We start from the raw sequence: 25817 nt of genomic DNA on the forward strand, positions 1-25817 counted from the left end.
GACAGTGCGACCGCGGTATACGTGAGGAACCGGCAGCGGCACGAGGCTGGGCTCCTGCGCCGGGTTCCCGCGTTGCCTTTCTGTTGTTTCGGGGTGCTCCATAAAAGCTCCTTTCAAATATCGATACGCGTTGACTTGGGGGCGCAGACGCTGGTCCATTCCGAGCTTGCTATCGCTAGTCAGCTCAGATTGACGATCATCCGATCGAGTAAATGTTTGACGGTTCGGACTTCTTCGACCGTGAAGCCGCGAAGCTGCCGATTGCTTGCATCGACGATGTGCGGCAGGGTTCCGCGCAACAACTGGCGGCCGTTCGCAGTCAGTGTGAGCTCGACACAGCGTCGGTCGGAAGTGCTGCGAATTCGTTTAATCAAGCCTCTTTTTTCAAGCGAATCGAGCTTGCGGGTCATGATGCTGCTGTCAGCGAGCAGCACCCGGCACAAGGCAGTAGGTGTGCGAGCACGTCCGTCGGACAGTGCTTTCAGGATTCCCCACTGTATTGCTGAAAGCTCGCTCGCAGCGAGCTTTCCGTCGATTTCCGCGCCGAGCAGAAGATGAACCAGGTTCATCTTGAACGCGACACTATCTTCAGTACGGTATTCCTCTGGCGCAATTCTCTGTGCGAGTTCGGCGCCAGCCGGTTCTCGCTCGAGCGTGACGGAGTCGGATAGATTCATCGATTTCCTGCCAAAAAAGTAGCTGCATTTGCAAGCAACTATATGCACGGCATTCAAAATATGCAACGATAGGCGAGGTGTGGTTTTCCCCATGTTGCGACGGGGAGCAGGTATGCGCGACGATGCGCACGCGTCTTTTTGTTTGCAATCTTCGGGAGGAACCTTGTCGGAATCTGGTGTGGTAAGTGACATGGCGTTGCCTGTCGCTGTTGAGGAAGTGACCGCAAAGTGGCTAACCTCCGCGATCGCGTTCCGCTTTCCCGGCGCCGAAGTAACTTCGTGCCGGCACGTGGAGGTATTGGCGGGTACGTCGACCAAGGTACGTGTCGCTGTCGAGTACAACGACGCGGGACAGGCAATGGCGCTGCCGGCGCGCATGATCGTCAAGGGCGGTTTCGAGGATCACAGTCCTTCGATGGGAGACATGTATCGCAATGAAATGCGTTTTTATCGCGACGTTCTACCGTTCATCAATATGAACGCGCCTAGATGCTTCTTTGCAGGCACGGATCCTGACGCCTGGCAATCGGTCGTAGTGATGGAAGACCTGAGCGAGCGTAACGTTCAGTTTTGCCGTGCCCAGCAATCGCAGGGCTACGAACAAGTCGCGCTACGGTTGAGTGCGATGGCGCGCTATCACGCGCAATCATGGAATAGCCGGGAGTTCGACAAGGGCGGTCGGCTCGAATGGGTGGGAGAGCGCTTTTCGGACTGGTCGTTGGAATACCAGAACCGATACCTCGAACCGGACGTCTGGGCCCACTACATCTCGCTGCCGAGAGGAGCGGCAGTAAGCCGGTATCTGCACGATCGGGACTGGATGATGGCATCTCTCGCGCGCATTGCGCGCGAACATAAGAGCAAACCGGTATGCCTTATTCACGGCGATACGCATCTGGGAAATCTGTACGTCGAAGCTGACGGGACGCCAGGTTTTTTCGATGCCCAGGTCAGTCGGGCGCCTTGGAGCCTCGAGGTTGCCTATCACATAGGGTGCGCACTCGATATCGAGGACCGTCGCTCATGGGAGCGGTCGCTGCTCGAACACTATCTTTCGCAGCTGGCGATTGGCGGGGTCGAGGCGCCTGATTTCGACGAAGCGTGGAACGACTATCGACGCGATCTCGCGTATGGATACTTCATCTTTGCGATTAACGAAACCCGCTTCCAGACCGAAGCAGTGAACACCGCGTATGCGGCACGCTTTGGCGCGGCATTGTTGGATCACGGCACGGTGCGCGAATCGACATGATCCAGGCCAATAATGCAACCGTATGTTGCATTATTGGCTTCGCGAGACTAAGCTCGACCATCGGCAGCCTCCTGGCGAGTTATGGCTTGAACGTGAACGTGCCGGTGCTCGCTCGAACGTTCAAGATGACAGTCGACTTTCATCAACCGATTACAGCATGCCTGTTCCGAAAATCTTTCATCAACGTTTAAGCGGCAAGATCGCGATCGTGACCGGCGCAGGATCGCTCGGTCAGGGTTTTGGCACGGGCAAGGCCATTGCCTGTCTTTTTGCGGCGGAGGGCGCGTCCGTCTGTCTCGTCGATCAGCAGTACGAGCGGGCGGCGGAAACGCTCGCGCTGATCACGGAAGCGGGCGGCAGAGCGTTCGTATCGACCGGCGACATCACGGACGGCGCCGTCTGTGCGCGCATTGTCGAAGAGACCGTTCAGCGATATGGAGGTCTGGACATTCTCATCAACAACGTCGGTATCTCAGGCGCGCCGGGGAGATTGCAGGACGTCGACGAAGCGTCCTGGGTCCGTGTGATCGACGTCAATCTGAAAAGTGCGTTCTTGATGAGCCGAAGTGCGGTGCCGAAGATCGTGGCGCGCGGGGGCGGGGCCATCGTCAACATCGGTTCGGTCGCAGGCATCCGCAGCCACGGGTCGGCCGCGTATGGCTCGTCAAAGGCGGGAATGGTCGGCTTTACGCGTGAACTCGCGGTGATGTACGGCCGCGATCAGGTTCGCGCCAACGCGATTGCTCCGGGGCATATTTTTACGCCAATGGTGGAAAGCATGCTTGACGATAAGGCTCGCGAACGTCGCCGCAAGATCGCGCCCCTCCCATTGGAGGGAGATGCATGGGACGTCGCGGCCGCCGCGCTGTTTCTCGCCAGCGACGAATCGCGATTCATTACTGGCACGTGCTTACCCGTGGACGGTGGCGTGACGCAGATTGCGGCGCTTGCGGCGTACGATCTGGTCCAGCAATAGCCACCGTATCGGGCGGGGTACGTCGGGCAGCAAAGCGTCACTTTCCGCTGTGCTTTCCTGGCCAAATTTTCTGGTAACTTAGCGGGGCCGAATTTGACCCGCGCTACAGGAAACGGCACCTGTCTGGCACTGGCATGGCCGTCGAATTGCGGTTCATGCCAATCGCCCCTTTGCTCGGCCCTGGATAAATATCGCGCTCGATCCGAACGATCTGTCGATGTTCGTCCAGGTCGTCCGCGCCTGGTTCATCTGTTTTCCGGCAAACGCGCGTCATTGCGGCCTGAGGTGCAGATCGTTGCTCACGGATTGCACCCCCGGCACGCCGCGCGTCACGGCAAGCGCTTTCTGAATCTGTGCCTCCGAATCCACGTATCCTGACAACTGCACGACGCCTCGATACGTCGCGACGCTCATCGGCAAGGGTCTCAGTTCCGGGTTCGCGACGAGCGCCTGCTTCACCCGGGCGGCGAGCGCAGCGTCGTCAGCGGCGATCTTCCCCGGCGCTGTCAAGGGCGGCGTCACCGTGGACTTACAGCCGCTGGTGAACACGAACGCTGGCAATGCGAACGCCGCGACGAGCAGCAATCGGCTTTTGATGTATGGCGCGTTTCGCATGTCGGCTATGAAATCCTGAATCGATAAGCGCTAAATGGTGGGCTGAAAAGCGGGCCGAGTGGCGAAGGGATACGGCGTATCTCGGCTTACAAGCTACCTGTATTGGCAGGGCAACCCTTCGCGTCGATTTGGCGAGGCGAATCAGGCGTAGCAATTGCGCAGGTACGAGAGAACGAGTGTCTGACTATCGCCATTGCAGTTTCCCATGAACTGCATACGTTAGCCGAAGACGGTATCTGAAGAAGTTTTCCCATGTCTGAGCCTGTCAATCCTCCTAATACCCGGGCGAGCGGGCCCCTTGCGGAAGGTCAGGCTTTCTGTGTGTTCCGCGACGCCCGATACGCAAACATGCTCGACATAATTTTCGCGTTCTCTGGTCTTGTAGTGTTCAACGAAGGCGACGTTCCAAGAGCTGCGAGCTACAGCTGATTTCACAAAGCCCGGCAAAAATACGCATAACTTCGATGGCTCCGAAATTCGAGGGCTTTGATTAGCCGTCTGACGTCAGCTTCGATCGCGGTCCCGGCTACGACAGACACCGCGATTATGCAAAGCATACGAGGCCAGTTAGTCGAACGGCCTCGGCAGATTTTGCGGCTTTCCCAGGCAACTTTGCATAATCACGAGCTTTGCATAATCGGCCAATCCGGCCATTCGAGAAGCCATGATTTTGCGTGGCAGCGAACGGCCGCTATAGAGAAGGTCGACTCTCCACTTACGGCCACTCTGAACCACTCGAACCAGATTTGCCACGGTCTGCTTGCGGGCCGACAGGATGACAATCCGAGCGGTCCGGAATGGCTTGCCAGGACCATGACTGTGCCGCATGGTTCCGGGCGACGGGAGGGCATGCTCGCGATGAGGATCATTAGCCGCGGTCACGCACCACATCGCTGCGGTTCCACCATCCGCCGCCGACAGCCTGAAAGAGTGCGACGGTATCGGAATACCGGGTGGCCTGAGTCTGGACGAGGCTGATGCGGGCCTGCTGGTACGTCCGCTGCGCGTCGAGCAGCGCAAGATAGCTGATCGCGCCAACGTGGAACTCGCGCTGGGACACAGCGAGGCTGTCCGCCGCCGCCCGCTCGGCTGCTGCCTCGGCCACCACTGCGTCCGCATCTGATTGCAGCGCTCGCAACGCATCAGCCACGTTCTGAAACGCCGAGATGACGGTGTTGCGATACTGCGCCGCTGCTGCATCGAAAGCGTCAATTGCGGCGCGGCGCCGGTGCAGCAACGTTCCACCTTCGAAGAGGGGCTGCGTGAGTCCCGCTCCCAGGTTCCAGATCGCGCTTCCCGGCGAAAACAGCGCATCGTTGGTCTCGCTGCCATAGGCGGCGCTGAGCGTGAGTTGCGGCAACATATTGGCGGTCGCGACGCCGATCTCTGCGCTTGCGGCGTGCAGTTGCGCTTTCGACGCGCGAATGTCCGGACGCTGCTCGACGAGTGTCGACGGCAGGCTGACCGGCAACGTGTCGGGCAACTGCAGCGACGCGAGATCAAACGTCTCGACCAGCTCGTCACTCGGGAAGCGGCCAAGATAGGCCGTGAGCTGATTGCGGGTCAGCGCCAGTTGCTTTTGCAGCGGCGGCAACTGCGCGCGTGTTTGCGCCAGCGTGGCCGCCTGCGCGAGTACCGCCGCATTGGCGACGGCGCCGATCGCGAATTGCCGTTTCAATCCCGCGAGTTGCTGCGTCTCGATGTCGACGATCTCCTCTGTGGCTGCAATCTGCGCCCGCAACGAAGCCTCCTGTACGGCGGCCGTGGCGACGTTCGACGTCAAGCTCAGATAGCTCGCCTCGAGTTCGAAGCGTTCGTACTCGGCTTGCGCGGCGAGCGATTCGATCTGCCGGCGCGTACCGCCCCAGATGTCGAGCAGGTAGGTGACGCTCACCGAGGCGTTGTTGAGCCTGAAGACCGGCACCGCGGTCGAGATCCCGAACGGCGAGCCCGAAATCTTCTCGCGAGCAGTCGAGATGTCTGCACTCACCGTCGGGAACAGCGCCCCTTGTGCTGCGTAAAGCGCTTCGTTGGCCTCGCGAAGGGTGGCCTGCGCCGCCTGCAGGCTCGGGTTGGCCTCAAGCGCACGTTCTACGAGTGCGTTCAGCGCAGCCGAGTGGAATAGCGTCCACCATTGCCCCGGAATGTCGAGAGCTTGCACGAAGCGCTGCGCCTCGCCGCCGTGGACGTCCGACGCGACGGTTCGCTCCGGCAGCGGCTCCCGCGTATAGCCGCTGACCTGCGGCGGCCCGGGTGGCGCGAAGTCAGGTCCGACTTCGCAGCCGCCAAGCAGCGTCGCCGCCGAAAGCGCCGCGCAGGCGGCGCTGCGGCAACATGCTGCCCGGGGGTGATGCGCAAAGCCGGGGTTCGATGTCATTGCTGCGCGCTCCTCATGTTACGGGCCGTTTACGAAGGCTTCGCCGCAACCGGTTTCACGGCCATGCCGGGGCTGAGCTTGAGGAGATTGCCGACAACGACCGAATCGTCCCGAACGACGCCCTTCCTGACCGCGACAAGTGGCCCGTAGTCCGAGCCGAGGGTCACGTAGCGCTGCTCGACCCGCTTGTCTGCGCCGACGACGTAGACGTATTTGCCAAGCTGGTTGGAGCCGACGGCCACTTGTGGCACCAGCAGCGTGTTGGGTGCGTCCGCGACGTGCAGGCGCACGCGGATGAATTGCCCCGGCAGCAACGTGTGATCCGGGTTCTCGACGGTCGCGCGCGCGGTGATGGTGCCGCTGCTGCGCCCCACGTTGTTGTCGAGAAACGTGAGCCTGCCACGGTACTGCGGGCTCGCGCCCTGACCGACGATGACCTCGGCCGCGATGGTCCCCTTCGCCTGATCCTGCTGGATAGTGGCGAGATCGGTGTCCGGCGGATTGAAGGTGGCATAGATCGGGTCGAGCTGCACGAGGGTGTTGAGCTGGGTCCCCGTGCTGCTGATGAGCGCACCTTCATGCACCTGACTCAGGCTGAGACGCCCGGAGAACGGCGCGCGGATCTTCGTAAAGTCGAGATTGAGCAGCGCCGTCTCGATGAGCGCATGATCCGCCGCGAGCGCGGCCAGGTCTTGATGCTCGGTGCTCGCGGACTGCTGCAGCGTATCGATCGACACGTCGCCCGTCTCGCTCATCAGCGTATTGCGGCGATGGCTGGCGATGGCATATTCGAGCGCCGCCGCATCCTTTGCCGCCTGCGCCCTCGCCTGATCGAGCGCCGCCTGATAACTGCGCGGATCGATCTCATACAGGAGTGTGCCCTTGCTCACGTCCGAGCCATCGGACACCCCCTGCTTCGCCAGGTAGCCGGTCACCTGCGCCTGAAGCGTGACGGTGCGGATCGCGTCCGTGGTGCCGACATATTCGAGGTAAACCGGCACGGTATGCTCGACCACCTGGGTTACGGGCACCTCGGTGGGGGCGGCTGGGTCCGGCGCGGGCGGGCTGCCGGTAGCATGTCGCGCTCCCCCACCTGTGAACGACAGGACGCAGACGACTACGGCGATCGCCAGGCCTGTGGCTACAACGCGAAATTTGCCGACTCTCATTGCGCCGTTGCTCCCCGATCAATCCCCGGACGCCGCCTCGCCGCCATCGCGAGGCGCGCGACCGATACGTTTGAGCACGGCCTCACGCAAGTGCTCGATCACCGTGTAGAAGATCGGCACGAATCCCAGGCTGAGCAGGGTGGCGGCGAGCATGCCGCCTACCACCGTCGTCCCGATCGAGCGGCGGCTCGCGGCGCCCGCGCCGGAGGCGATCATCAATGGGACGGCGCCAAAGATGAACGCGAACGCGGTCATGAGGATCGGGCGCAGACGCAGGCGGGCCGCCTCGGTCACCGCCGCGACGATATCGAGGCCGGCTTCGCGGCGCCGCTTGGCAAATTCGACGATCAGGATCGCGTTCTTCGCCGCCAGCCCGATCAGCAGGACGAAACCAATCTGCGCATAGATATCGACCTGCATGTGGCGCAGCCACAGCAGCCCCAGCGCGCCGAACAGGGCTAGCGGCACCGTGAGGATGATGGTGAACGGCAACGTCCAGCTCTCGTATTGCGCGGCGAGGAACAGGAACACGAAGGACAGCGCGAGCGCGAAGACCATGCCCGCGACCGAGCCGGCCTGCAGCTCCTGATAGGTAATGCCCGTCCAGTCATAGCCGAAATCCGCCGGCAAAACGCGCGCCGCGCGCTCCATCGCCGCGATCGCCTGGCCCGAACTGTAGCCCGGCGCCGCACTGCCGGTGATCTCCGCCGCACCGTAGAGGTTGTAATGAGGCACCGTGTCCGGCCCCACCGTCGGTTCGAGCCGGCCGAGCGTGCCCAGCGGCACCATGCTTCCCTCGGCGTTGCGCACGTAGAGCCGTGACAGGTCGCTGCGGTTCCCGCGGGCGTTGTCGTCGGCCTCGAGCAACACCTCGAAGGTGCGGCCGAACAGCGTCACATTGTTCACGTACAGCGAGCCGAGATAGATCTGCATCGTATTGAACACATCGCTCAGGTTGAGCCCGAGCAGCTTCGCCTTCATGCGGTCGAGATTGAAATCGTATTGCGGCGTCGAGGTGTTGTAGCTGGTGAGCAGGGTGCGCCGCTCGAGTTCGGGCTGTTGTCGCGCCTGGGCGAGAAAGGCCTGGGTCGCCTCGCCGAGTGCGGCACTGCCCCGGCCGCTCAGGTCCTCGATTTCGAAATCGAAGCCGCCGAAGGTGCCGAGGCCGGCAATAGTCGGTGGAATCAGTGCAAGCGCCACCGCCTCCGGAATCTGATTGAGCTTCGGCTGTACCGTGGCGATGAGGTTGGCGACGCTCTGCTTCGCACCTCGCTCGTCCCACGGCTTCAGGATCACAAACTGGGCCGCACTGTTCGACGTCGTGCTGCGAGTGATGAAATTCAGACCGCTGATGGACAGCACGTTCGCCACGCCGGGTGTCGCCCTCAGGATCGCGCGGGTCTTCTCCACCACGGCTTCGGTGCGTTGCAGCGAAGCGCCATACGGGAGTTGCGTAATCACATAGAAATAGCCGGGATCTTCAACCGGCAAAAAGGCGGAAGGAATCGTCGAATGGAGCAGCCAGGTCACACCCAGGCCGCACGCGAAGACCGCCAGCGCGAGCCAGCGCAGCCGGATCAAGTCGCGCAGCGAATTCGCGTAGTGGCTGCGCGCCCAGTTAAAGCCTAGATTGAACTTGCGAAACAGGATGAACCGTGGCGGCCTGTCCCGTCGCAACAGCAACGCGCAGAGCGCCGGACTGAGCGTCAGGGAATTGAACGCCGAGAGCGCCACCGAAATGGCGATGGTCAACGCAAACTGATTGTAGAGACGGCCCGTCACGCCCGGCAGGAAGGCGATCGGCACGAACACGGCGCCGAGCACTGCCGAGGTGGCAACGATCGGCCCCGTCACTTCCCGCATCGCCGCCTTGGCCGCAGCCATGGGCGTAAGCCCGCTCTCGAGTTGGCGTTCGACATTCTCGACCACGACGATCGCATCGTCGACGACGAGGCCGATAGCGAGGACCATGCCGAGCAGGCTGACCGTGTTCAGCGAAAAGTCGAGCACCAGCATGATCGCGAGGGTGCCGATGAGCGCCACTGGAATGGCGATCATCGGAATCAACGTGGTCCGCCAGCTCTGCAGGAACAGGAACACGACGCCCAGCACCAGCAGCAGCGCAAAGCTAAGCGTCTTCATCACCTCGACCATCGAGGCGGACACGAACATGGTGGTGTCGTAGGTGATGCCCCACGCCATCCCTTTCGGGAAGCGCTTTGCAAGCGTCTGCATCGTGGCCTTGACACGCTGGTCGAGGTCGAGCGCATTAGCGCTCGGCAACTGGAAGACGGCGAGCAGCGCCGCCGGGTGTTCGTTCACGGAGGCGCTAGAGGTGTACTGAAGTGCGCCCAGATCGATGCGCGCCACGTCGCGCAGATACACAGTTGCGTCGCTCGCCGTGCCGGCGCGCAGCACGATATTGCCGAATTGCTGCGCGTCCGCCAACTGGCCGTGGGTGTTGATCTGGTATTGAAACGTCGTGCCCGCCGGCGCCGGCGCCTCGCCGAACTTGCCTGCGGCGACCTGCACATTCTGCTCGGCGATCGCATGCTGGACATCGGTGGCTGTCATGCCGAGCGCGGCGAGCTTGTTGGGGTCGAGCCAGATGCGCATCGAGTAGCGGCGTTCGCCGAAGATCGTGACATCGCTCACGCCGGGCAGGCGCTTGAGCGAGTCGACGAGCTGGAGATAAGCGTAGTTGCTGAGGGTGACAGGATCGATCGAGCCGTCTGGCGAATAGAGATTCACCGCCAGAACAAAGTTCGGGTTCTGCTTCTGGATGGTGATGCCGGCCTGATTGACGATGCTGGGAAGCTGCGCCGTCGCCTGCGAGATGCGGTTCTGCACGTCGACCGCGCCGATGTCGATGTTGTAGCCGACGTTGAACGTGACGGTGATCGTGGACGTGCCATCGTTGGCACTCACCGACGACAGGTAGCTCATACCCGGCACGCCGTTGATCTGCTCTTCGAGCGGCGCGGTGACGGTGTCCGCCACGACCTGCGCGCTCGCACCCGTATAGGTCGACTTGACCAGAACCTGTGGCGGCGTGATCTGCGGAAACCGCTCCACCGGCAGGTTGAACCAGGCAATGAGCCCCGCGAGCACCATGATGATGGCGATCGACGATGCGAAGATCGGACGCTCGATAAAGAAATCGACCATTGACCTCGCCCCGAGTCCCAGGTAGCTTGACGGAAACGCGCCGGTATAGTTTCCGCCGTCGGTAGACATTGTCAATAGGCCTGGATCGTGACGCGCGAAACACAGACTCAACCTATCCGATCAGGCGGGCGTCCTACGCTGCGAGAGTCCGAAATTCGTCTGCAGCGCCTGCTCGATGTTGCGCAGCGCCATTTTCTTGCCGCTGGATATCGCGAGACCAGCCTTGAAGGCATCGCGCGAGAGGCGGGTATTGCAAAAAAAACGCTGTACGATCGATTCGGCAGCAAGGCGGGCCTGTTCAGCGCAATCGTCGAGACGCTGCGTCGTTCATGGATCACGCAGCTCGGCGATATCGTGCTCGATGCGCGCCGTCCGGAGCACGTCCTCGAGAAGGTCGCGCTCCATCTGCTGGATGTGGGCACGCGGCCTGACATGATCGCATTGCATCGCCTGCTTCTGACCGAGGCCTATCGTTTTCCCGAACTCATCAGCGGGTATTACAACAAGGCGGGTGGACTACGCGGCATGGAGCCGCTTTCGGACTATCTTCGTTCGGCAGTCGCCGATGGCGCATTGCAACTCGATGACGTTGCGCTGGCTACCGAGCAGTTTCTACACCTGGTACTCGGCGGGGTCCGCGCTCGGCTGCTGCTTGGCGCCACCAGGAGGCGCCCCGGCGCATCGGAGCGCAACAGAATCGCGCGTGAGGCGGTCCGCATCTTCCTCGCTGGATGCAAGGTGGTTTGAGCGAGCGCGTTCCGGTCTTCGTCCGATTCTGCCCGGCCGATATTCGCCTGGAGCGGCCGCGGCCGGCGGGATGCCGGCCCAATTCCCGTCTGCTTCCGGGGCCGCGCAACCGGCCACCCGCTGCTGCATTGCGACAATCGGGCGTTCGTATTCCTGGCTGCCGTGCCGCGTGTGGTTGAGGCGGCGAGGAATTGGCCCCCTGTACGTGCTTCCCTTGCCTAAACTCAAGTTGGTACGCGCCGAACTCTGACGGCACAAACGCGGTAGCGCTCGCGCGCGAACTCCGGCACGTATTTGAAATCTGAAAGAACATGGGAGGCGGACATGACGACGGCTGTCAGCTTTCATATCGGCTATACGCAATACCTTGGCCCCGATGGCGAGCCTGTCCAGTCATTGCCAGCCTTCGCACGTGACCCGGCGGCGCTGATTGCGCTCTATCGCGCGATGGTGCTGACACGGGCGTTCGACACGAAGGCGGTCGCGCTGCAGCGTACCGGCAAGCTCGGCACCTTTGCGTCGTCGGTTGGCCAGGAGGCGATCGGTGTCGGTGTCGCCAGCGCGATGCAGCCCGACGACGTGCTGTTCCCTTCGTACCGCGATCACGCCGCGCAATTGCTGCGCGGCGTCACGATGACGGAAAGTCTCCTGTATTGGGGCGGCGACGAGCGCGGCAGCGATTTCAGCGTGCCCCGTAACGATTTTCCGAACTGTGTGCCGATCGGCACACAGGTGTGCCATGCGGCCGGCGCAGCCTACGCGTTCCTGCTGCGTCACGAGCCGCGCGTTGCGGTGGCGATCTTCGGCGATGGCGGCACATCCAAGGGCGATTTCTACGAGGCGATGAACATGGCCGGCGTCTGGCAGGCGCCGCTTGTGCTCGTCGTCAATAACAACCAGTGGGCGATTTCGGTACCACGCAGCCACCAGAGCGCTGCGCAAACGCTCGCGCAAAAAGCGATCGCTGCAGGAATAGAGGGGCTGCAGGTCGACGGCAACGACGTGATCGCCGTGCATCAGGTTGTCCACGCGGCGCTCGCCAAGGCTCGCCGCGGCGATGGCCCGACGCTGATCGAGGCGCTCAGCTATCGCCTTGGTGATCACACGACGGCCGATGACGCGACGCGCTATCGCGACGCCGAGGTCATCGGCAAGCAATGGGAATACGAACCGCTGCTTCGTTTGCGCACCTACCTGATGCACGTGAACGTCTGGACCAAGGCGCAGGACGAGGAACTCGGTAAGGCGTGCCGTGCGCAGGTCGAGCAGGCCGTCGACGCGTACCTGGCGATACCGCCTCCGGGCCCGTCCGCGATGTTCGATCACCTGTATGAGGCGTTGCCCGCAGCGATGCGTGAGCAACTGGCGATGGCGCAACGTTTCGCGCCGGCTAAGGGGCACGGCGATGGCTGACCTCAACATGGTCGAGGCCCTCAATCAGGCGCTCGCATATGAACTGGCGCACGACCCTGCCGTTGTGCTGCTCGGAGAGGACATTGGCGTGAACGGCGGCGTATTTCGCGCGACCGTCGGGTTGCAGACGCGATTTGGCGCTCAGCGGGTGATCGACACGCCGCTGGCCGAAACCGCCCTCGCCGGCTGCGCGATCGGCATGGCGGCGATGGGCGTTAAGCCCGTTGTGGAGATCCAGTTCGCCGGGTTTGTCTATCCGACCATCGATCACATCCTGAATCATGCGTCGCGTCTGCGGCATCGAACGCGCGGACGACTGACGTGTCCGCTTGTGATCCGTGCGCCATGCGGCGCAGGCATTCACGCACCGGAGCACCATTCCGAAAGCCCTGAAGCGCTGTTCACCCACATACCCGGGCTGCGCGTCGTGACGCCGTCGTCGCCAGCACGCGCGTACGGCTTGCTGCTGGCGGCGATCCGGGACCCGGACCCGGTGATCTTCTTCGAGCCGACGCGGCTGTACCGGCTCTTCAGGCAGCCGGTGGAGGATGACGGCGAAGCGCTGCCGCTCGACAGTTGCTTTACGTTGCGCGATGGGGCAGACGTCACACTGGTGGGTTGGGGAGGCGCGTTGCAAGACGTGCAGGCCGCGGCCGATCTGCTCGCACAGGAAGGCGTAATGGCCGAGGTGATCGACGTGGCGACGCTCAAGCCGCTCGACATGAACACCATTCTCGCGTCGGTGGCGAAAACCGGACGCTGCGTGATCGTGCACGAGGGCTCGCATGCCGGAGGGGTCGGCGCGGAGATCGCCGCCAACATCGCCGAGCGCGGACTGTACTCGCTGCTCGCACCGGTGCAGCGCGTCACCGGTTACGACGTGGTGGTGCCGCTGTACAGACTCGAGAATCAATACATGCCAGGCACTGAGCGCATCGTTGGCGCGGTCAGGCAGGCGCTGCAAGCGTAGGGATGCCATGAAAATCTTCAAACTGCCTGATCTCGGCGAAGGATTGCAGGAAGCGGAGATCGTCGAGTGGCACGTCAGGAGCGGCGAAGACATTCGCGCGGATCAACCGCTGTTGTCGGTCGAAACGGCGAAGGCGATCGTCGATATTCCGTCGCCTCAATCCGGCCGAGTCGCGAAGCTGTTCGGCCAGCCCGGCGATATCGTGCATCTGGGGGCGCCGCTCGTCGCATTCGAAGGAGCGGCCGACGAAGCCGATGCCGGTACCGTGGTCGGTCATATGGAGGTCGGCCAGCATGTGGTGCACGAAGCGCCGGCGGCGCTCGGTGGCAGCCCGGGCATGGGTGTCGGCACAATCAAGGCGATCCCGGCGGTGCGGGCGCTCGCGCGCAAGCTTGATGTCGATCTTGCGATGGTGACACCGTCGGGGGCGGAGGGTGTCATCACGGCGGCTGACGTGCAGCGCGTCGCGAAGATACTCGCTCAGCTCGGTCCGCCCGAAGTGCTGCGCGGCGTGCGGCGCGCGATGGCGCAGAACATGGCGCGCGCGCAGAGCGAAGTGGCGGCCGCGACCGTCATCGACGACGCCGACATTCATGAGTGGCCGCCACATACCGATGTGACGATCCGCCTGATCCGTGCGCTGGTAGCAGGATGCAGCGCCGAACCCGGGCTCAACGCATGGTTCGACGGACATGCGGGACGGCGTCACGTACTGGAAAAGATCGACCTCGGCATCGCCGTCGATCTACCGGATGGCCTCTTTGTGCCGGTATTGCGCGACGTTGCGCACCGCAACGCAGCCGATCTGCGCGGCGGCCTCGACCGGATGCGTGTCGACATCCGGGCACGCAAGATTCCACCGGAGGAACTGCGCGGCAATACGATCACGTTGTCGAACTTCGGCATGATCGCCGGCAAATACGCAGCTCCCGTGGTCGTGCCGCCCACTGTCGCGATCCTCGGAGCGGGGCGCATTCACGAGCAGGTCGTGGCGGTAAGTGGCGTTCCGGCCGTGCATCGGATCTTGCCGCTTAGTCTGACGTTCGACCATCGGGTCGTCACGGGCGGCGAAGCAGCACGGTTTCTCGCCGCGGCGATCGTGGATCTGCAGATGGCGCAGTAGCTGTGACTGCGCGAATTCAAAAATTCAGAAGGTGTATGCGTTGTGTCCAGCTTGGGACGTTCGCAGATTTCTGCTGCCAAGCCGTAACGGGTTGGGGGACAGCCCTTCAACGATAGCGCCTGTTCAATTTGCTCGGGAGCGTGTCTTGTGCTAACTGCGATTGCGACAATATGGCGTCCGTTCTGCATATAGAGCATGTCGGCCATACAGGCACAGCGAAATCGTATGCCAATCCGTAAATCGATCGAGGCGTGCCGGTTCGCAGCTTCGTGCAGCGCACCCGGTCTTTGGATCGCTTCGTCTGCAAAACGGCCCCGCCCCGTGAAACAGTTACAAGATAAGTATTGACGCTGATACCACTTGGCGGTTAGTGTGTCGCATGAAGTTCAAGAAGTTCGATTGCTGTTCATCAATTGCTCGCTCCTCAGCGGTATTCGTTGTCCTCTCCCTCCTTGACGCTTCATACGCTCTTCAGCGGAGCACATTTTCCCGTTTTTTCTCAAGGATTCTTCATGGATACCGGTACCGTTAAGTGGTTCAACGATAGCAAAGGTTTTGGCTTCATCACCCCGGACAAGGGCGGTGACGACCTTTTCGCTCATTTCTCCGAAATCAGCGGCGACGGCTTCAAGACGCTGGCTGAAAATCAGAAGGTGAGCTTCGAAACGAAGCAAGGCCCGAAGGGTCTGCAGGCAGCTAACATCAAGCCGCTGTAAAGTTTGAAGAGCCCGGCGTTCCGCGACGGACGCCGGGTTGCAGGGACATCCTTACGGAGCGTTGTTTCCCGAAGTGGCGTGTTCGCTCCTGGCTGCATCGGTTTCGCCGGCAGCTTGCCAAGCGCCATACGTCTCATTGCGCTCATTTTCCCCTCTGGCATTAGCGCCACGTCTTCGCTTTCCGACTGTTTCAGATTCGGCCTGAGATGCCTTTGAATCGGCGTACCTGTGCACATTTCGCAAGGCACGCGCGCACTCGACATTATTAAAACTAAAATGCAGAACAAACAAATTCAACAATACAACGGCTATGCCGTCCAGCCCTCGGCGCATCGTTTGCCCGACGGCAGTTTTTCCTCCAACCTGCTGCTAGAACGCGCCGATAGCGAGCGCGCGGACGGCCGCTACCAGTTCTATTCGCTCGATTACTTCACGAGTGAGGAGCAGGCGTTGCAGCACTCGACACGCTGGGCATGCAACTGGGTCGACACGCGCGGTTAACGGAGACGCGCCAGTTCTGCACGCTCAACGCATCTTAGGCGTCAGGACGCGTGCAATAAGGCGCGCGCAAACATCACGCGCGATCGATCGGTTACTTTCCGATTTGAGCGGGGCCGCTCAATGCGAACTTCTTTGAGCTTTCGGAATGGGTCGAAGTGTGAACGCAGGCGCGGGCGGACGGCAATCACCCATCGGTCACTATGCGGCCGAGATGGAATGGACATGGCTTCCCTTCGGGCATGACGGTATCTACTTCGTGGTCGACGCCTGAGGAGGCGATGACCGGAACTGGCAGCAATGCGGTCGCACCGGCATAGCCTGCCGAGCATGTGGCGACTGACGATCAGAAGGTCAACTTCTTTATCACACACATTGTTGATGGCGTGCCCCTGGCGCGCGCGAACACGGGTACCTTCTGCATAGACTCGGGTTCTGGCTTTAGCACTCAGGGGGATTCCAGGATGGTGCGATCAAAGCCGTCAGTATCAATCAGCATTTCGGCGTAGGCCACCGACGCGCGCCTTGCGTCGCCGGCATTCAAGAAGGGCCTCTTGCCGGGCACACGGAATAAGCGACTTCGCGGGTTGTCCGTCATGGAATCCGGGTCGCTGATGCGAATCGACGCATCGAATCCTTCCTCGTAATTGTGACCATGTCCCGGTTGAGTCGTGCGATGCGGATACACGAGTAGGGAGATATCGAGACCGCGATAATGGCGAATGGTTGTCATCAGGTCACTCCTTTTGGCCGCAGCAAGCAGCACGTTTTTGATCGTTGTGCAGGTTTGGCCGAAGGAGATACGCCCCCGAGCCACACCGACGAGGCGACCGGAACGAAGTTTCCTGGCTAGCTGTCCGGTACGCGGATACCCGAGCTTCGTGCTTAACATCCGCAAGCGTTCCCTCACCCGGCATTCCGCTCACGTTTATCCGATCGGGCACCACACTGTCCCGAACTCACGAAGTGGGTCGCTCCCGTATCCTTGGCCAGCCTCATCGCGCGTGGCAAGCAGACGCTGTTGATCGTGGTGTTCTTGAAGGGTTTGCAACGTAAGCGCAGAGGTGGAACCAGGCAGGCAGCCGTCGCCGGCCATCTAAGCCAACGCCATGACAATCCGGGCAGTGCCCCGCTTTGCCGACCCCACGTTTCAAGGTACGCGCGACAGTACTTTTGGTCAATACAATTCTGGTAACAGTCTCCGCGTCTGCGCCGCCCGATGTAACCCGTTCCAGCGTATAGTGAGCCATACCCTGTGGAGTGACCAACATGTCGACACACCCGATTCTTCTCTACAAGGGGTACGAACTTCATCCCCTTGTCTTTCCCCGCACATTCAGTCGCTTTGACGGACATTCCCGTTACGCGGAAGGTTACGAAATTGCAGTACGGATATGTCGTCCGGCGGCGACAGCAATTCCCTCCGCAAGCCGGGTCTTCAGGCTGAACCAAACGCATACGTTCTCTGACTTCGGTACGGCAAGGCGAGCCGCCCGGCAGCAGGGAAAGGACATCGTCGACGGAAAGGTGAGCGGCGCTTCGGTCATCGACATATGAAAACGCCGCTGACGGACAGCATCCATCGATGTGCTCGATCGTGCGACGAATTACTGTCTGCCTGATGGCCGATCTGATCGCCGCTCGCACATAAAAGGCGGCCAGCACCTCCAGCTTTTCGCGACCGGTATGGCCGCATTCCGCTGCGCAACGGACCCTTTACCCGGCGGTGAGCATACCTCATTGCCGCAATAGCGGGACAGGGCTGCGATCGACCTACTGCCCGGGACGCTCGCCGGCGATCATCTTCCCGAACGATTCGCGATTTGGCCATCCCCGCAGATTCGATGTGGCCGGCCGCAAAAACGTACCGCAGACCTGCAAGTCGAGCAGCAATTGGCGGCGCTGGCTCACGGCGTCTCGTCGCCCAATCGGGCCACGCATTCCCGGCTGTTCCGCGACGAACACGTACCCCCGAAATGAAGTCGGTCCGGATAGCCGTTGCGTGTCACGCTCGGCAATGGCGTGGTCGCGGGTGCGTCCGCGTCGTGCCAGAGGCGCAAACACCGCATCGGTCTCCTCGCAGGCGGCCGAGTAACGCCGCAACTCCTTATGACCTGACGAAAGGGTGGGTCGATTTCCCCCAAAAAGGGCGAACGGGGCTGCACTGCAGTTTCGCGCGCTTCGTTTCGTCGTCGTTGAATTGTTGACGTCGAGACTGCTTGCCGCGCATGTCGGAGGCGCACTCTGCGTCGCCACATGATGAGCCTGAGGAGAGAGGCAGTCCGATGTGGATCTTCGGATCGCCGCCGCCTACCGGCGCTGCGGTACGTAAGTGCCGGGTTGACTTGCATGGTCCCTGTGCTTCTCTGACGGCGCCTGGAGCACGAGTTTATCTGTACAAATCCATCAATGGGCGTAGCATGAAATCGTCACTCGACCTGCGACCGTTCCTCGCGTCCCTAAGCTGCTTACCCGACGGAACCGGAGATCCGCTTTCACCCAAAACCGAGACGTGGCCGACCTCCTGAAGGGCTGCGAACGCAGTGGCCCACGTCGCTACGCTCCGTCTTTTCCGCTACACAATGAGACGGCCTCAAAGGCACCGATCACAACCGGTTCCCGTCTCTACCGCAGGCTCGAACTTCATCCGCTGCTGGTTGACTCAGAGCCGTTGCAAACATTGGAGTCTGGTATGGAAAGAAACGACCTGCTGAAATGGATTCGGTGCAATGGTGCTGACATCGTCGATCGGTTTCTGCCGCCCGGCGCGCAGGGCGAACTGGATAGCCTCATCCATGACCACCGTCACGAGATCGATGCGGGCGCGTTTCTGATGTTCATGTCGATTCGTGCGCTTCTATGCGAACGCGGCATGGCAAGCTGCGATTCGGATCGCGAGGCCGGACAAATCATGGCCATGCTGAGCACTTAGGTCGCGCTTTTCGACGCCCCTCTGCGACAGTCGCAATCGAGCGATAACCCCAAAGGAATACCATGCGCTTCAATTCCACCCTGATCGTTATCGACCCGACCCCCCGGCGAGCCGACGGCGAGTACATGGCCCACGCACGCATCAGCGGCAGCCGTGCCGACGGCACCGGGTACGAGATTCATTCGAGTGGCGATCTGGCAGGCTTCGACGCACGCGAGGACGCGATAGCCTATGCGAAGAACTGGGCGCAGGACTGGCTGCACGCGCGCTTCGGGTGACAGACGTCTCACCTACGGACGCAACGGGAGAGGGATTGGCGTGCAGGCCGGCCATTCGCCATCAGAGGAAGATGCAGCGGGGTGTTGGTCACGCGTTTCGATCCAATCGCTTGCCCATTGGTTCTGGTAAACCGGTGCCTCTGCTTGACGGCCGCAGTACTCGAGAGAGTAGAACTCGAAAAGCAGGGGGCCGTACGGACATCGGATCACCTAAGCGTCAGGTCTAAAGAGAAAGAGCCGTCGGAGACTGCGTGGGCCGCATTGTCGGGCGAGCACCCTTTGCGCGATATCGACCGAATCAGCTTCGCGTCGCGCGTACGTGAGAGCCACCCCGGCCAGCGACGTCTTCTCCCGGATGTCGTGTTCAAGCTGCAATTGGCGGATATCGCGTCGAAGCGATTCGACCTGCCGCTCCAGTTCTCCCCGCTCAGGGGCGTGCGGCGAATCGTTGTGGCGTTTCATGAAAGGCCGGACACGAACGCTCACCACTGTCGAGAAAATCCAGGCGGTTCATTACGAGTACATGGACTACCTCCAGGTAGTCCAAGACGGTGTAAACCCGATGGATCCCGCGACGAACTGGCGCGTAATATCGGTTCGGCAAAAAATCTCCTCAATTTCTTCGCCGGAGTAGGCATGCGACTGTCCGATTTTATCGTGCAGGAAATGGAGCCCATTCTGGCGCAGTGGGAGGCGTTTGCCGCCACCCTGCTGCCAGCCGCTGGCAACATGGGCTCCCTCGCGTTGCGCGACCACGCGCAGCAGATTCTGGAAGCAGTAGCCAGAGATTTGCAGACTTCGCAGACCAGGGAAGCGCAGCACGAAAAATCCTTGGGGCGGGCACCCCGGCTGACGGATGCGCCGGAGACAGCTGCGCAATCCCATGCGGTCCTGCGCGCTCGAGGCGGTTTCAACATCAACCAGCTGGCCGCGGAATACCGCGCTTTGCGTGCAAGCGTCCTGCGTTTGTGGATGGATGAGTGTCAGCCCGATGCGCCTCATCTGGATGACATCGTCCGTTTCAATGAGGCCATCGATCAGGCGCTGGCCGAATCACTCGGTTTTTTCAGCACACAAGTCGATCAGGCTCGCAATCTGTTGCTTGGGATGCTCGGACACGACATGCGGAGCCCGCTACAGACGATCCAGGTGACAGCTTCATATCTGTCCGCGCTCAATGCGGGGCAGCGCGTTTCAGAAGCTGCAGCCCGTCTGGTGCGCAGCGGCGCCCGGATGCAGGCACTTCTGGATGATCTGTGCGATTTCAACCGAACAAGGCTCGGGCTAGGTATTAACGTCATACCTGCTCCCGTTGATCTGACGAACGTGTTCACTGATGAGCTGGACCAGTTGCGCGCAGTCCATCCAGACCGGCAGATCGAGCTCGAGGTGCACGGTGACGTTCAGGGTGTCTGGGACGGTCCGCGTCTGCAGCAACTGCTCGGCAATCTCGTTCTGAATGCGCTCAGATATGGCGCGCGAGACGCGCCCGTTCGCGTCGTGGTGACTGGCGACGAGGCCGAGGTGCGCTTCGAAGTCTGCAATAGCGGACCAGCCATCGAGGGACTGTTGCTGGAGCGCATCTTTGATCCTCTTCAGCGAGGTCCAGAGCGAAAAATCAACGAGGACGCGCAAGGCAGCCTTGGGCTCGGGCTGTATATCGCGAGCGAAATCGCCAAGGCGCATCACGGCGCGATCGAGGCGCGGTCGGATAAAGAAGAGACCGCATTCGCCGTACGTCTGCCGCGCCGGGCGTAGCAGGGGAGCCCGGCTTGGTAACGGGCATGCCACGAATTATGTGGGGATCTGCTGGTGGTTTTACACCTGCCGAGACGCGCCTATTCCATCGCCGGTCCTCACAGACCGACCACGACTGCATGAAGCAAATCCGCGGCATCGTCGCAACAGGAAGGGTGCGCGTCCCGATTACCCATTCGGCTCGTGCTGCTCCATGCGCGCGATCAACCTCGACCATTAGAACCCGGTCAGATCTCATCGAGAAAACGCGCTCGTGCACGCCATCGGGGTCTCGCGTCGCCATTATTGTTTCATCGCGCCAGTTGCGTTCGAGTTTGACGCGCCTTGAGGCGACATCGCGTGCTCACGCTTCTGCATCAATGTGCCACTGGCGGGCTTGCTGTTGCCGGCGTCCGCAGCACGGCCCATGCTCTGGCCAGCGGCACCCGGCTGCGCGTTTTGAGTATCACGGTGTGCTGGCGCAGCGTTGCCGGTGTTGGTCTGCGCAAATGCGCAAGCGCTAGCGATGATGGAAATTGCGCTGATTCCTGCCATTATCAACTTCATGATCGTCTCCCGTTCGGGAACTGCTTTCTCTGACCTGCGTGCAGCATGAGGCATGCCCGGAGGAAGTGGCAAACAATAGGCGTGCGCTGTTGCCGCCCGCGAGAAGGGGGACGAAATCTCTTGCCATCTTTTACCTTGTGTCAGCGCGCAGGCGCTGCTCTGTAGCGACGGTTCCTGTACGGGCTCATTGCTGACGATGTGATGGGTCACGACCGTTGCATCATTCCAGTCAAATCTGAAAACCCAGGTGGATGGCTCAACCCGGGTTTCAGCAATCTCACCGCTTTGCATGCCATCCGCTAAGAACGGGACCGGCCGTACAGCAAACACCGCCTTGCTGCGTGTATTAACCCGTGGCTTCGCATTCCAACAGCTTGGGCTTACGGCCAGCATCGCGAATCGATGGCTCGCCAGCGCGCCGCGGCGGGGTACTCGGAGTCGCGTGGTGCCCGCGTATAGGTCAGGCGCGCTGCAATGTACCTGTCGACGGCGTCAAGCAACGCCGCTATCGAGGCCGGCTTTCGCAGGAACGCTGTCCAGCAGCGAATCCCTTCCGTAGGTTCCGGCATAGCCGACAGCAGCACCACCGGTAAGCCGGAAAACACCGCCTGACACTTCAGACGCCGGCAAAGCTCCTTGCCGTCCATTTCCGGCATCTCCAAATCGGTGATAACGAGTTCCGGAAAATCCGTGTGGGCCTTCTGCAGTGCGTCCCATCCGTTCTCCGCGAGCACAACACGGTGTCCGCGACTCTCCAACGCCAGTTGCAGCGCGCATCGGTTTTCAAGGTCATCGTCGATGAGCAGTACGGTGGACATGACACGACATGGTGGGAAGGATCCTACTGGGTCCCGCAAGCGGCATACCCAGGTAGCGCTCGCTGCCTGTTCGACTACCGTCTGCGTCCAACACGTGGGCGGTCGGGCGACATCGTTGCGGCATTGCGCTCGCCCGCATTGCTCTTACCAAAGCAGCAGCGCAAGTCCGCCGCACCCCGTTGACTATATTGGATACGTCGACCGGTGAGAGTCATCGACTTGAACCGGATAATCATAAAACTTCCGTCTGGAAGTTAATCGACTTGGTGTTTTGGTGACGGCTTGGGTCATGTCAGCGATCACGTGAGTTCCTCGCTGCGAACGCGGATGCGCCGCCGACCAATTCGCGGGACGGCCGATTAACCCAATCCGGCCGCTTTATGTCAAATGAATCGCGCCATTGAAACCGGCGAGTTGTTACTGGCCGGAACGATTGACCAGTTCGAGTTTTTCTGCCGCCGCAGATCATTGAAAATGGGATTTCACTGACCTGGAATTTTGCGGGTTACCCGATGGATATTCACTTCTGCCTGGGAAAAAACGGTCGTTTTTTCTCGAATTAGTGTCGGATTCTTCCGTCGTTGTTCCGTCTATGCGGGGTAGACCCCCACAATCAGCGCACAGTTAATTAACGAAAAACCCTAATCCTTGCAAGGCATGAATAACCACGATCAGTTATGAAAAGTTGAAACCTCGGCTGGGTTGTGTAGCGGCGGCAAGCCTTGGACTTGCAGTCGGAAGGGAGCTACGTCGGTTACAACCCGGGCAGCAGCGGTGTACTCACAGTTGCCGGTGAAGGTTCGACGTATACGAACGCGGGCTTTTTTTTGTTGGGAACCGCGGACCTGCGCAACTGAGCGTGACAAATGGGGGCGCCGTTTCCAGTTCGAGCGGGACTCTGCAGATCGGGGGCGGATCGACGGCGACGGCCGTCGTCAGTGGCGCCGGCAGCACGCTTTCCGCCGGAACCTTTCTCGGTGTCGGTGTCAGTCCGGGCAGTGTAGGCATGCTGACGATCAGTGACGGTGGCAGGGCGACGAGTGGCAGCGGGACTTACCTCGCCTTCAATGGTGCCTCGGGCGGCCTGCCGCCATCCGCAGGAACAATCGTGGTGTCGAACGGTGGGTTGCTCACGTCACCGCTCCTCGTGATCGGTTCGAGCGGCACTGCGGATTTGCAGATCAAGTCCAACGGCACTGTGACGATCAGCGGGAAGACGATTGTCGGCGCCATCGCGGGGACGAGCTCGCTCGAGATCAGCGGTCCTGGAGCGTCTGGGGCGACGTCGGTTTTCGCTACGCCTCGTGAGCTGCCGTTGACTGCAGGTCTCGCGCTGAGCGAGAGTAGGTACGGCAGCCTGGAACCGCAGGCGGGATGTTCGGCACGAATCCTGCAATTCTTCACGCAGCAACGATTCTTTCCTATGCTTTAAGCAACGGCGAGCCCGCCGGAGCTGCCATTGCCGAGTCGCAGGACCGAGGGCCGCACGCCTGCGCCGTGACATCGAATCAAAGCAGCCGTTCGCGCATGTTTCGATGATTCACCGGCTACCCGGCGGTCTGGATGGCAACGTTTGGACTACCCAGCAAACGAACGGAGCGTGGCGATGAAGCGGAGCGAGTCACCCCAGCCGGTCACGATGCTCGAAGCACTGATACCGATCGCTGGCCTCGTCTTTCTCGTCAGTCTGTCCTTCTACCTGTTCGGCGATGGTGGTGCGAACGGGCCGAACCAGGTGGCACTCGTCGTGGCGACCATGCTGGCCGTATTTGTCGGTTGGCGTCGCGGTCATTCGCTCGCTTCGCTGGGGGAGGCCGCGAATGCCAGTGTCAGTTCCGGTATTGGCGCGATTCTCATCCTGTTCGCAGTCGGCGCGCTGATCGGCACGTGGGCGCTCTGCGGCACGATCGTCGCCATGGTCTATTACGGGCTGAAATTGCTGAACCCGGACTACTTTTACGTCACGGCGGCTGGAATCTGCGCGGTGATCTCGTTCGCCATTGGGACCTCGTGGACTGTCGTGGGTACGATCGGAATCGGCCTGATGGGCATTGCGCACAGCATGGGCCTGAGCCCCGCCATAACGGCCGGTGCAGTGATTTCCGGCGCTTATTTCGGCGACAAGTCTTCGCCGCTCTCGGACACCGCGAATCTTGCGGCCGCTGCCGCCGGTGTCGACCTGTATCAACACGTGCGAGAGACGCTGCTGACATCACTCGTCGCGATTGTCATCACGCTGGCCGTGTTTTATCTGCTTCGCCGCCCGGGCGCCTTCGATGCGAGCGCGGAGATTGCTGCAATGCAGAGCGCATTCTACATATCGCCCGTGCTGTTCCTGCCGCTCATTCTTGTCGTCGTGCTGACGCTGTTCCGGCTTCCGCCATTTACCACCATCTTTCTTGGCGCATTGGCGGGGGGCGTGGTTGCCGTTTTCGTCGAGCCAGCGCGAGTCCTCGCATTTGCCGCCGCGCGAGAGGGCGTGCCGATCCCGATTGCGATGCTCAAAGGCGTATGGCTTGCGCTTGGGAGCGGCTACAGGTCCACGACTGGAAATCCAGTGCTTGATACGCTCCTCACTCGCGGCGGTATGGACAGCATGTTGAATACTATCTGGCTGATCATCACGGCACTGGCATTCGGAGGGGTGGTCGAGAAGTGCGGTGCGATAGAACGCCTCATTGCTCCGGTAGTCAATTGGGCCAGGAGCGGTGGGGCGCTGGTCGGCTCCCTGGTCCTGGCGACCATCGCGACGAACATCGTTACGGCAGACCAGTTCATCGCAGTCGTGCTGCCGGCCCGGATGTTCAGAAATGCATTCGCGGCACGCGGCTACGCGCCCATCGTGTTATCGCGTTCCGTTGGTGATTCGGCCACGACGACAGGCGCGCTGATCCCTTGGAACAGTTGCGGCGCGTTTATGGCGGTGACCCTTGGCGTGCCGACGCTCAGTTATGCGCCCTATGCCGTATTTTGCGTGGTAAGTCCGCTGCTGACGGTGGCGATCGCCTACGCGGGTATCCGCATGCCACGCGTCCCTCCTGCCCAAGCCGGGACCTCAACGGCAGGTGGCCCCCCAACTTCGGTCCATGAAGACGCCAAACAGAATTGACGGGTATTCTTACTCGAGTCGTGAGGCACCCTCGCTCGTGGCCGATACCCGGCGCGCGATGCGTTTCCAACCTATTGCAAGCGTTCTTCCGTCCGACGAACCGTCGGCAATACTGTAAGGAGCAGTCAAGATGAAAATGCAACGAAACGCTCCCCGGATCGCGTCCATGATGCTCGCCGCGGCGTTCACACTGGCTCAGGCAGGCGTCGCAGTGTCGCAGACGGCTGCTCCGCAGAGCGCCAGCGAGATCCATAGGACCGGCATGCCCGAGACGCAGCAGCAGGGCGACATATCGTTCGTGACCGGCGGAGTCGGTCGCGACGAGTCGACTGCGCTGCGGCAGGCACGAAGGCAGTGGCCGTTGTCTCTGCAGTTCACCGGTCCCGGGGCGAGCTATGTGGCCGACGTCCAGGTGAAGATTGCCAAAGCTGGCGGCGCGAGCGTGTTCGAGGCCACGTCGAAGGGGCCGTACATGCTCGTGCGGCTGCCTCAAGGGCGCTATACGGTCAACGCCACTTACGGCAGCGTGACGAGAAGGGAGACCGTGAACGTCCGCGGCAATGGCAGCGCGCGTGCGACGTTCGCGTTTCCGTCCACCCACTGAGCGCGGTCCCGACGCCGCGCCGAAGGTCGCGCGCGTCGCGTTCGTTTGACAAGGGGCCTGGACCCAGCCAT

General features: G+C 61.2%; 24 protein-coding genes and 1 pseudogene. 17 read left to right on the plus strand and 8 right to left on the minus strand.

Going from position 1 to position 25817, the window contains the following annotated elements:
* Positions 1 to 179 precede the first annotated feature (179 nt).
* Entirely contained in the window at positions 180 to 677 is a 498-nt protein-coding gene (locus OKW29_RS19560) for a MarR family winged helix-turn-helix transcriptional regulator (protein ID WP_429292176.1), read from the minus strand.
* A gap of 112 nt (positions 678 to 789) precedes the next feature.
* On the opposite strand from OKW29_RS19560, the gene OKW29_RS19565 reads away from it, so the two are divergent.
* Both OKW29_RS19565 and OKW29_RS19570 read left to right on the plus strand, forming a co-directional pair.
* Positions 790 to 1929 carry a phosphotransferase gene (locus OKW29_RS19565; protein ID WP_429292177.1) on the plus strand — a complete coding sequence of 380 codons (1140 nt, stop codon included), beginning with the start codon at positions 790 to 792 and terminating at the stop codon, positions 1927 to 1929.
* Positions 1930 to 1951: 22 nt separating this feature from the next.
* Positions 1952 to 2905: an SDR family NAD(P)-dependent oxidoreductase gene (locus OKW29_RS19570; protein ID WP_429292178.1), complete on the plus strand. Its 954-nt coding sequence runs from the start codon at positions 1952 to 1954 to the stop codon at positions 2903 to 2905.
* A 270-nt stretch (positions 2906 to 3175) separates the two neighbouring features.
* On the opposite strand, the gene OKW29_RS19575 is transcribed toward OKW29_RS19570, so the two are convergent.
* From OKW29_RS19575 to OKW29_RS19590, 4 genes are all read right to left on the minus strand, one after another.
* Entirely contained in the window at positions 3176 to 3520 is a 345-nt protein-coding gene (locus tag OKW29_RS19575) for a BON domain-containing protein (protein WP_429292179.1), read from the minus strand.
* Between the two features lie 868 nt (positions 3521 to 4388).
* Positions 4389 to 5897 carry an efflux transporter outer membrane subunit gene (locus OKW29_RS19580; protein ID WP_429292180.1) on the minus strand — a complete coding sequence of 503 codons (1509 nt, stop codon included), beginning with the start codon at positions 5895 to 5897 and terminating at the stop codon, positions 4389 to 4391.
* Between the two features lie 29 nt (positions 5898 to 5926).
* Positions 5927 to 7066, minus strand: a complete 1140-nt coding sequence (locus OKW29_RS19585) for an efflux RND transporter periplasmic adaptor subunit (protein ID WP_429292181.1) — start codon at positions 7064 to 7066, stop codon at positions 5927 to 5929.
* Between the two features lie 18 nt (positions 7067 to 7084).
* Entirely contained in the window at positions 7085 to 10303 is a 3219-nt protein-coding gene (locus OKW29_RS19590) for an efflux RND transporter permease subunit (RefSeq protein ID WP_429292182.1), read from the minus strand.
* Between the two features lie 18 nt (positions 10304 to 10321).
* Here OKW29_RS19590 and OKW29_RS19595 point away from each other — a divergent pair, with 18 nt between their 5' ends.
* The 6 genes from OKW29_RS19595 to OKW29_RS19620 all read left to right on the plus strand — a co-directional run bounded on the left by OKW29_RS19595 (position 10322) and on the right by OKW29_RS19620 (position 15704).
* Entirely contained in the window at positions 10322 to 10981 is a 660-nt protein-coding gene (locus OKW29_RS19595; RefSeq protein WP_429292183.1) for a TetR/AcrR family transcriptional regulator, read from the plus strand.
* Between the two features lie 324 nt (positions 10982 to 11305).
* A complete protein-coding gene (pdhA, locus tag OKW29_RS19600) occupies positions 11306 to 12394 on the plus strand; it encodes a pyruvate dehydrogenase (acetyl-transferring) E1 component subunit alpha (protein WP_429292184.1) in 1089 nt (362 codons plus the stop codon).
* On the plus strand, positions 12387 to 13364 hold the full coding sequence (locus tag OKW29_RS19605; RefSeq protein ID WP_187630139.1) for an alpha-ketoacid dehydrogenase subunit beta: 978 nt from the start codon (positions 12387 to 12389) through the stop codon (positions 13362 to 13364). Before pdhA ends, OKW29_RS19605 begins: the two co-directional genes overlap by 8 nt.
* A gap of 7 nt (positions 13365 to 13371) precedes the next feature.
* Positions 13372 to 14487 (plus strand): dihydrolipoamide acetyltransferase family protein, encoded by a 1116-nt coding sequence (locus OKW29_RS19610; RefSeq protein ID WP_429292185.1) that lies wholly within the window; start codon positions 13372 to 13374, stop codon positions 14485 to 14487.
* A gap of 512 nt (positions 14488 to 14999) precedes the next feature.
* Positions 15000 to 15203 carry a cold-shock protein gene (locus tag OKW29_RS19615; RefSeq protein ID WP_012428559.1) on the plus strand — a complete coding sequence of 68 codons (204 nt, stop codon included), beginning with the start codon at positions 15000 to 15002 and terminating at the stop codon, positions 15201 to 15203.
* Positions 15204 to 15479: 276 nt separating this feature from the next.
* Positions 15480 to 15704, plus strand: coding sequence for a hypothetical protein (locus OKW29_RS19620; protein ID WP_429292186.1), 225 nt, complete (start codon positions 15480 to 15482; stop codon positions 15702 to 15704).
* 445 nt (positions 15705 to 16149) lie between these two features.
* On the opposite strand, the gene OKW29_RS19625 is transcribed toward OKW29_RS19620, so the two are convergent.
* Positions 16150 to 16434, minus strand: coding sequence for a hypothetical protein (locus tag OKW29_RS19625; protein WP_429292187.1), 285 nt, complete (start codon positions 16432 to 16434; stop codon positions 16150 to 16152).
* A gap of 536 nt (positions 16435 to 16970) precedes the next feature.
* On the opposite strand from OKW29_RS19625, the gene OKW29_RS19630 reads away from it, so the two are divergent.
* The 4 genes from OKW29_RS19630 (at position 16971) to OKW29_RS19645 (ending at position 20669) form a co-directional block, all read left to right on the plus strand.
* Positions 16971 to 17258, plus strand: a complete 288-nt coding sequence (locus tag OKW29_RS19630) for a hypothetical protein (RefSeq protein WP_090810393.1) — start codon at positions 16971 to 16973, stop codon at positions 17256 to 17258.
* Positions 17259 to 18213: 955 nt separating this feature from the next.
* Positions 18214 to 18633: a hypothetical protein gene (locus OKW29_RS19635; protein ID WP_429292188.1), complete on the plus strand. Its 420-nt coding sequence runs from the start codon at positions 18214 to 18216 to the stop codon at positions 18631 to 18633.
* Between the two features lie 62 nt (positions 18634 to 18695).
* Complete coding sequence (locus tag OKW29_RS19640) at positions 18696 to 18911, plus strand: hypothetical protein (RefSeq protein ID WP_018424494.1); 216 nt, start codon at positions 18696 to 18698, stop codon at positions 18909 to 18911.
* Positions 18912 to 19547: 636 nt separating this feature from the next.
* Positions 19548 to 20669 (plus strand): sensor histidine kinase, encoded by a 1122-nt coding sequence (locus OKW29_RS19645; RefSeq protein ID WP_429292189.1) that lies wholly within the window; start codon positions 19548 to 19550, stop codon positions 20667 to 20669.
* A gap of 282 nt (positions 20670 to 20951) precedes the next feature.
* Here the strand turns inward: OKW29_RS19645 and OKW29_RS19650 are convergent, their stop codons facing one another.
* Both OKW29_RS19650 and OKW29_RS19655 read right to left on the minus strand, forming a co-directional pair.
* Positions 20952 to 21608: a hypothetical protein gene (locus tag OKW29_RS19650; RefSeq protein ID WP_429292190.1), complete on the minus strand. Its 657-nt coding sequence runs from the start codon at positions 21606 to 21608 to the stop codon at positions 20952 to 20954.
* Positions 21596 to 22033, minus strand: a complete 438-nt coding sequence (locus tag OKW29_RS19655; protein WP_184064449.1) for a response regulator — start codon at positions 22031 to 22033, stop codon at positions 21596 to 21598. Before OKW29_RS19655 ends, OKW29_RS19650 begins: the two co-directional genes overlap by 13 nt.
* Before the next feature lie 728 nt (positions 22034 to 22761).
* Between OKW29_RS19655 and OKW29_RS19660 the strand changes: the two genes are divergently transcribed.
* From OKW29_RS19660 to OKW29_RS19680, 5 genes and pseudogenes are all read left to right on the plus strand, one after another.
* Positions 22762 to 22890: a hypothetical protein gene (locus OKW29_RS19660; protein WP_429292538.1), complete on the plus strand. Its 129-nt coding sequence runs from the start codon at positions 22762 to 22764 to the stop codon at positions 22888 to 22890.
* 2 nt (positions 22891 to 22892) lie between these two features.
* Positions 22893 to 23015: pseudogene (locus OKW29_RS19665) on the plus strand (hypothetical protein); the annotation flags it as partial.
* 24 nt (positions 23016 to 23039) lie between these two features.
* Positions 23040 to 23465, plus strand: a complete 426-nt coding sequence (locus OKW29_RS19670; RefSeq protein WP_429292552.1) for a hypothetical protein — start codon at positions 23040 to 23042, stop codon at positions 23463 to 23465.
* A 174-nt stretch (positions 23466 to 23639) separates the two neighbouring features.
* Entirely contained in the window at positions 23640 to 25142 is a 1503-nt protein-coding gene (locus OKW29_RS19675; RefSeq protein WP_429292191.1) for a Na+/H+ antiporter NhaC family protein, read from the plus strand.
* A gap of 130 nt (positions 25143 to 25272) precedes the next feature.
* A complete protein-coding gene (locus OKW29_RS19680; protein WP_429292192.1) occupies positions 25273 to 25746 on the plus strand; it encodes a carboxypeptidase regulatory-like domain-containing protein in 474 nt (157 codons plus the stop codon).
* Positions 25747 to 25817 lie beyond the last annotated feature (71 nt).

This window comes from Paraburkholderia sp. CI3 (genome assembly GCF_050436505.1).
Lineage (GTDB): Bacteria > Pseudomonadota > Gammaproteobacteria > Burkholderiales > Burkholderiaceae > Paraburkholderia > Paraburkholderia tuberum.

What these genes read in the sequence shown, in the direction of transcription:
- OKW29_RS19640 (WP_018424494.1), top strand. Translation starts at nt 18,696, where the DNA reads ATGCGCTTCAATTCCACCCTGATCGTTATCGACCCGACCCCCCGGCGA.
- OKW29_RS19575 (WP_429292179.1), bottom strand. Translation starts at nt 3,520, where the DNA reads ATGCGAAACGCGCCATACATCAAAAGCCGATTGCTGCTCGTCGCGGCG.
- OKW29_RS19670 (WP_429292552.1), top strand. Translation starts at nt 23,040, where the DNA reads ATGCTGACGATCAGTGACGGTGGCAGGGCGACGAGTGGCAGCGGGACT.
- OKW29_RS19590 (WP_429292182.1), bottom strand. Translation starts at nt 10,303, where the DNA reads ATGTCTACCGACGGCGGAAACTATACCGGCGCGTTTCCGTCAAGCTAC.
- OKW29_RS19650 (WP_429292190.1), bottom strand. Translation starts at nt 21,608, where the DNA reads ATGCTGGCCGTAAGCCCAAGCTGTTGGAATGCGAAGCCACGGGTTAAT.
- OKW29_RS19655 (WP_184064449.1), bottom strand. Translation starts at nt 22,033, where the DNA reads ATGTCCACCGTACTGCTCATCGACGATGACCTTGAAAACCGATGCGCG.
- OKW29_RS19630 (WP_090810393.1), top strand. Translation starts at nt 16,971, where the DNA reads ATGTCGACACACCCGATTCTTCTCTACAAGGGGTACGAACTTCATCCC.
- OKW29_RS19565 (WP_429292177.1), top strand. Translation starts at nt 790, where the DNA reads ATGCGCGACGATGCGCACGCGTCTTTTTGTTTGCAATCTTCGGGAGGA.
- pdhA (WP_429292184.1), top strand. Translation starts at nt 11,306, where the DNA reads ATGACGACGGCTGTCAGCTTTCATATCGGCTATACGCAATACCTTGGC.
- OKW29_RS19570 (WP_429292178.1), top strand. Translation starts at nt 1,952, where the DNA reads ATGTTGCATTATTGGCTTCGCGAGACTAAGCTCGACCATCGGCAGCCT.
- OKW29_RS19605 (WP_187630139.1), top strand. Translation starts at nt 12,387, where the DNA reads ATGGCTGACCTCAACATGGTCGAGGCCCTCAATCAGGCGCTCGCATAT.
- OKW29_RS19620 (WP_429292186.1), top strand. Translation starts at nt 15,480, where the DNA reads ATGCAGAACAAACAAATTCAACAATACAACGGCTATGCCGTCCAGCCC.
- OKW29_RS19580 (WP_429292180.1), bottom strand. Translation starts at nt 5,897, where the DNA reads ATGACATCGAACCCCGGCTTTGCGCATCACCCCCGGGCAGCATGTTGC.
- OKW29_RS19645 (WP_429292189.1), top strand. Translation starts at nt 19,548, where the DNA reads ATGCGACTGTCCGATTTTATCGTGCAGGAAATGGAGCCCATTCTGGCG.
- OKW29_RS19675 (WP_429292191.1), top strand. Translation starts at nt 23,640, where the DNA reads ATGAAGCGGAGCGAGTCACCCCAGCCGGTCACGATGCTCGAAGCACTG.
- OKW29_RS19585 (WP_429292181.1), bottom strand. Translation starts at nt 7,066, where the DNA reads ATGAGAGTCGGCAAATTTCGCGTTGTAGCCACAGGCCTGGCGATCGCC.
- OKW29_RS19625 (WP_429292187.1), bottom strand. Translation starts at nt 16,434, where the DNA reads ATGACAACCATTCGCCATTATCGCGGTCTCGATATCTCCCTACTCGTG.
- OKW29_RS19615 (WP_012428559.1), top strand. Translation starts at nt 15,000, where the DNA reads ATGGATACCGGTACCGTTAAGTGGTTCAACGATAGCAAAGGTTTTGGC.
- OKW29_RS19610 (WP_429292185.1), top strand. Translation starts at nt 13,372, where the DNA reads ATGAAAATCTTCAAACTGCCTGATCTCGGCGAAGGATTGCAGGAAGCG.
- OKW29_RS19560 (WP_429292176.1), bottom strand. Translation starts at nt 677, where the DNA reads ATGAATCTATCCGACTCCGTCACGCTCGAGCGAGAACCGGCTGGCGCC.
- OKW29_RS19680 (WP_429292192.1), top strand. Translation starts at nt 25,273, where the DNA reads ATGAAAATGCAACGAAACGCTCCCCGGATCGCGTCCATGATGCTCGCC.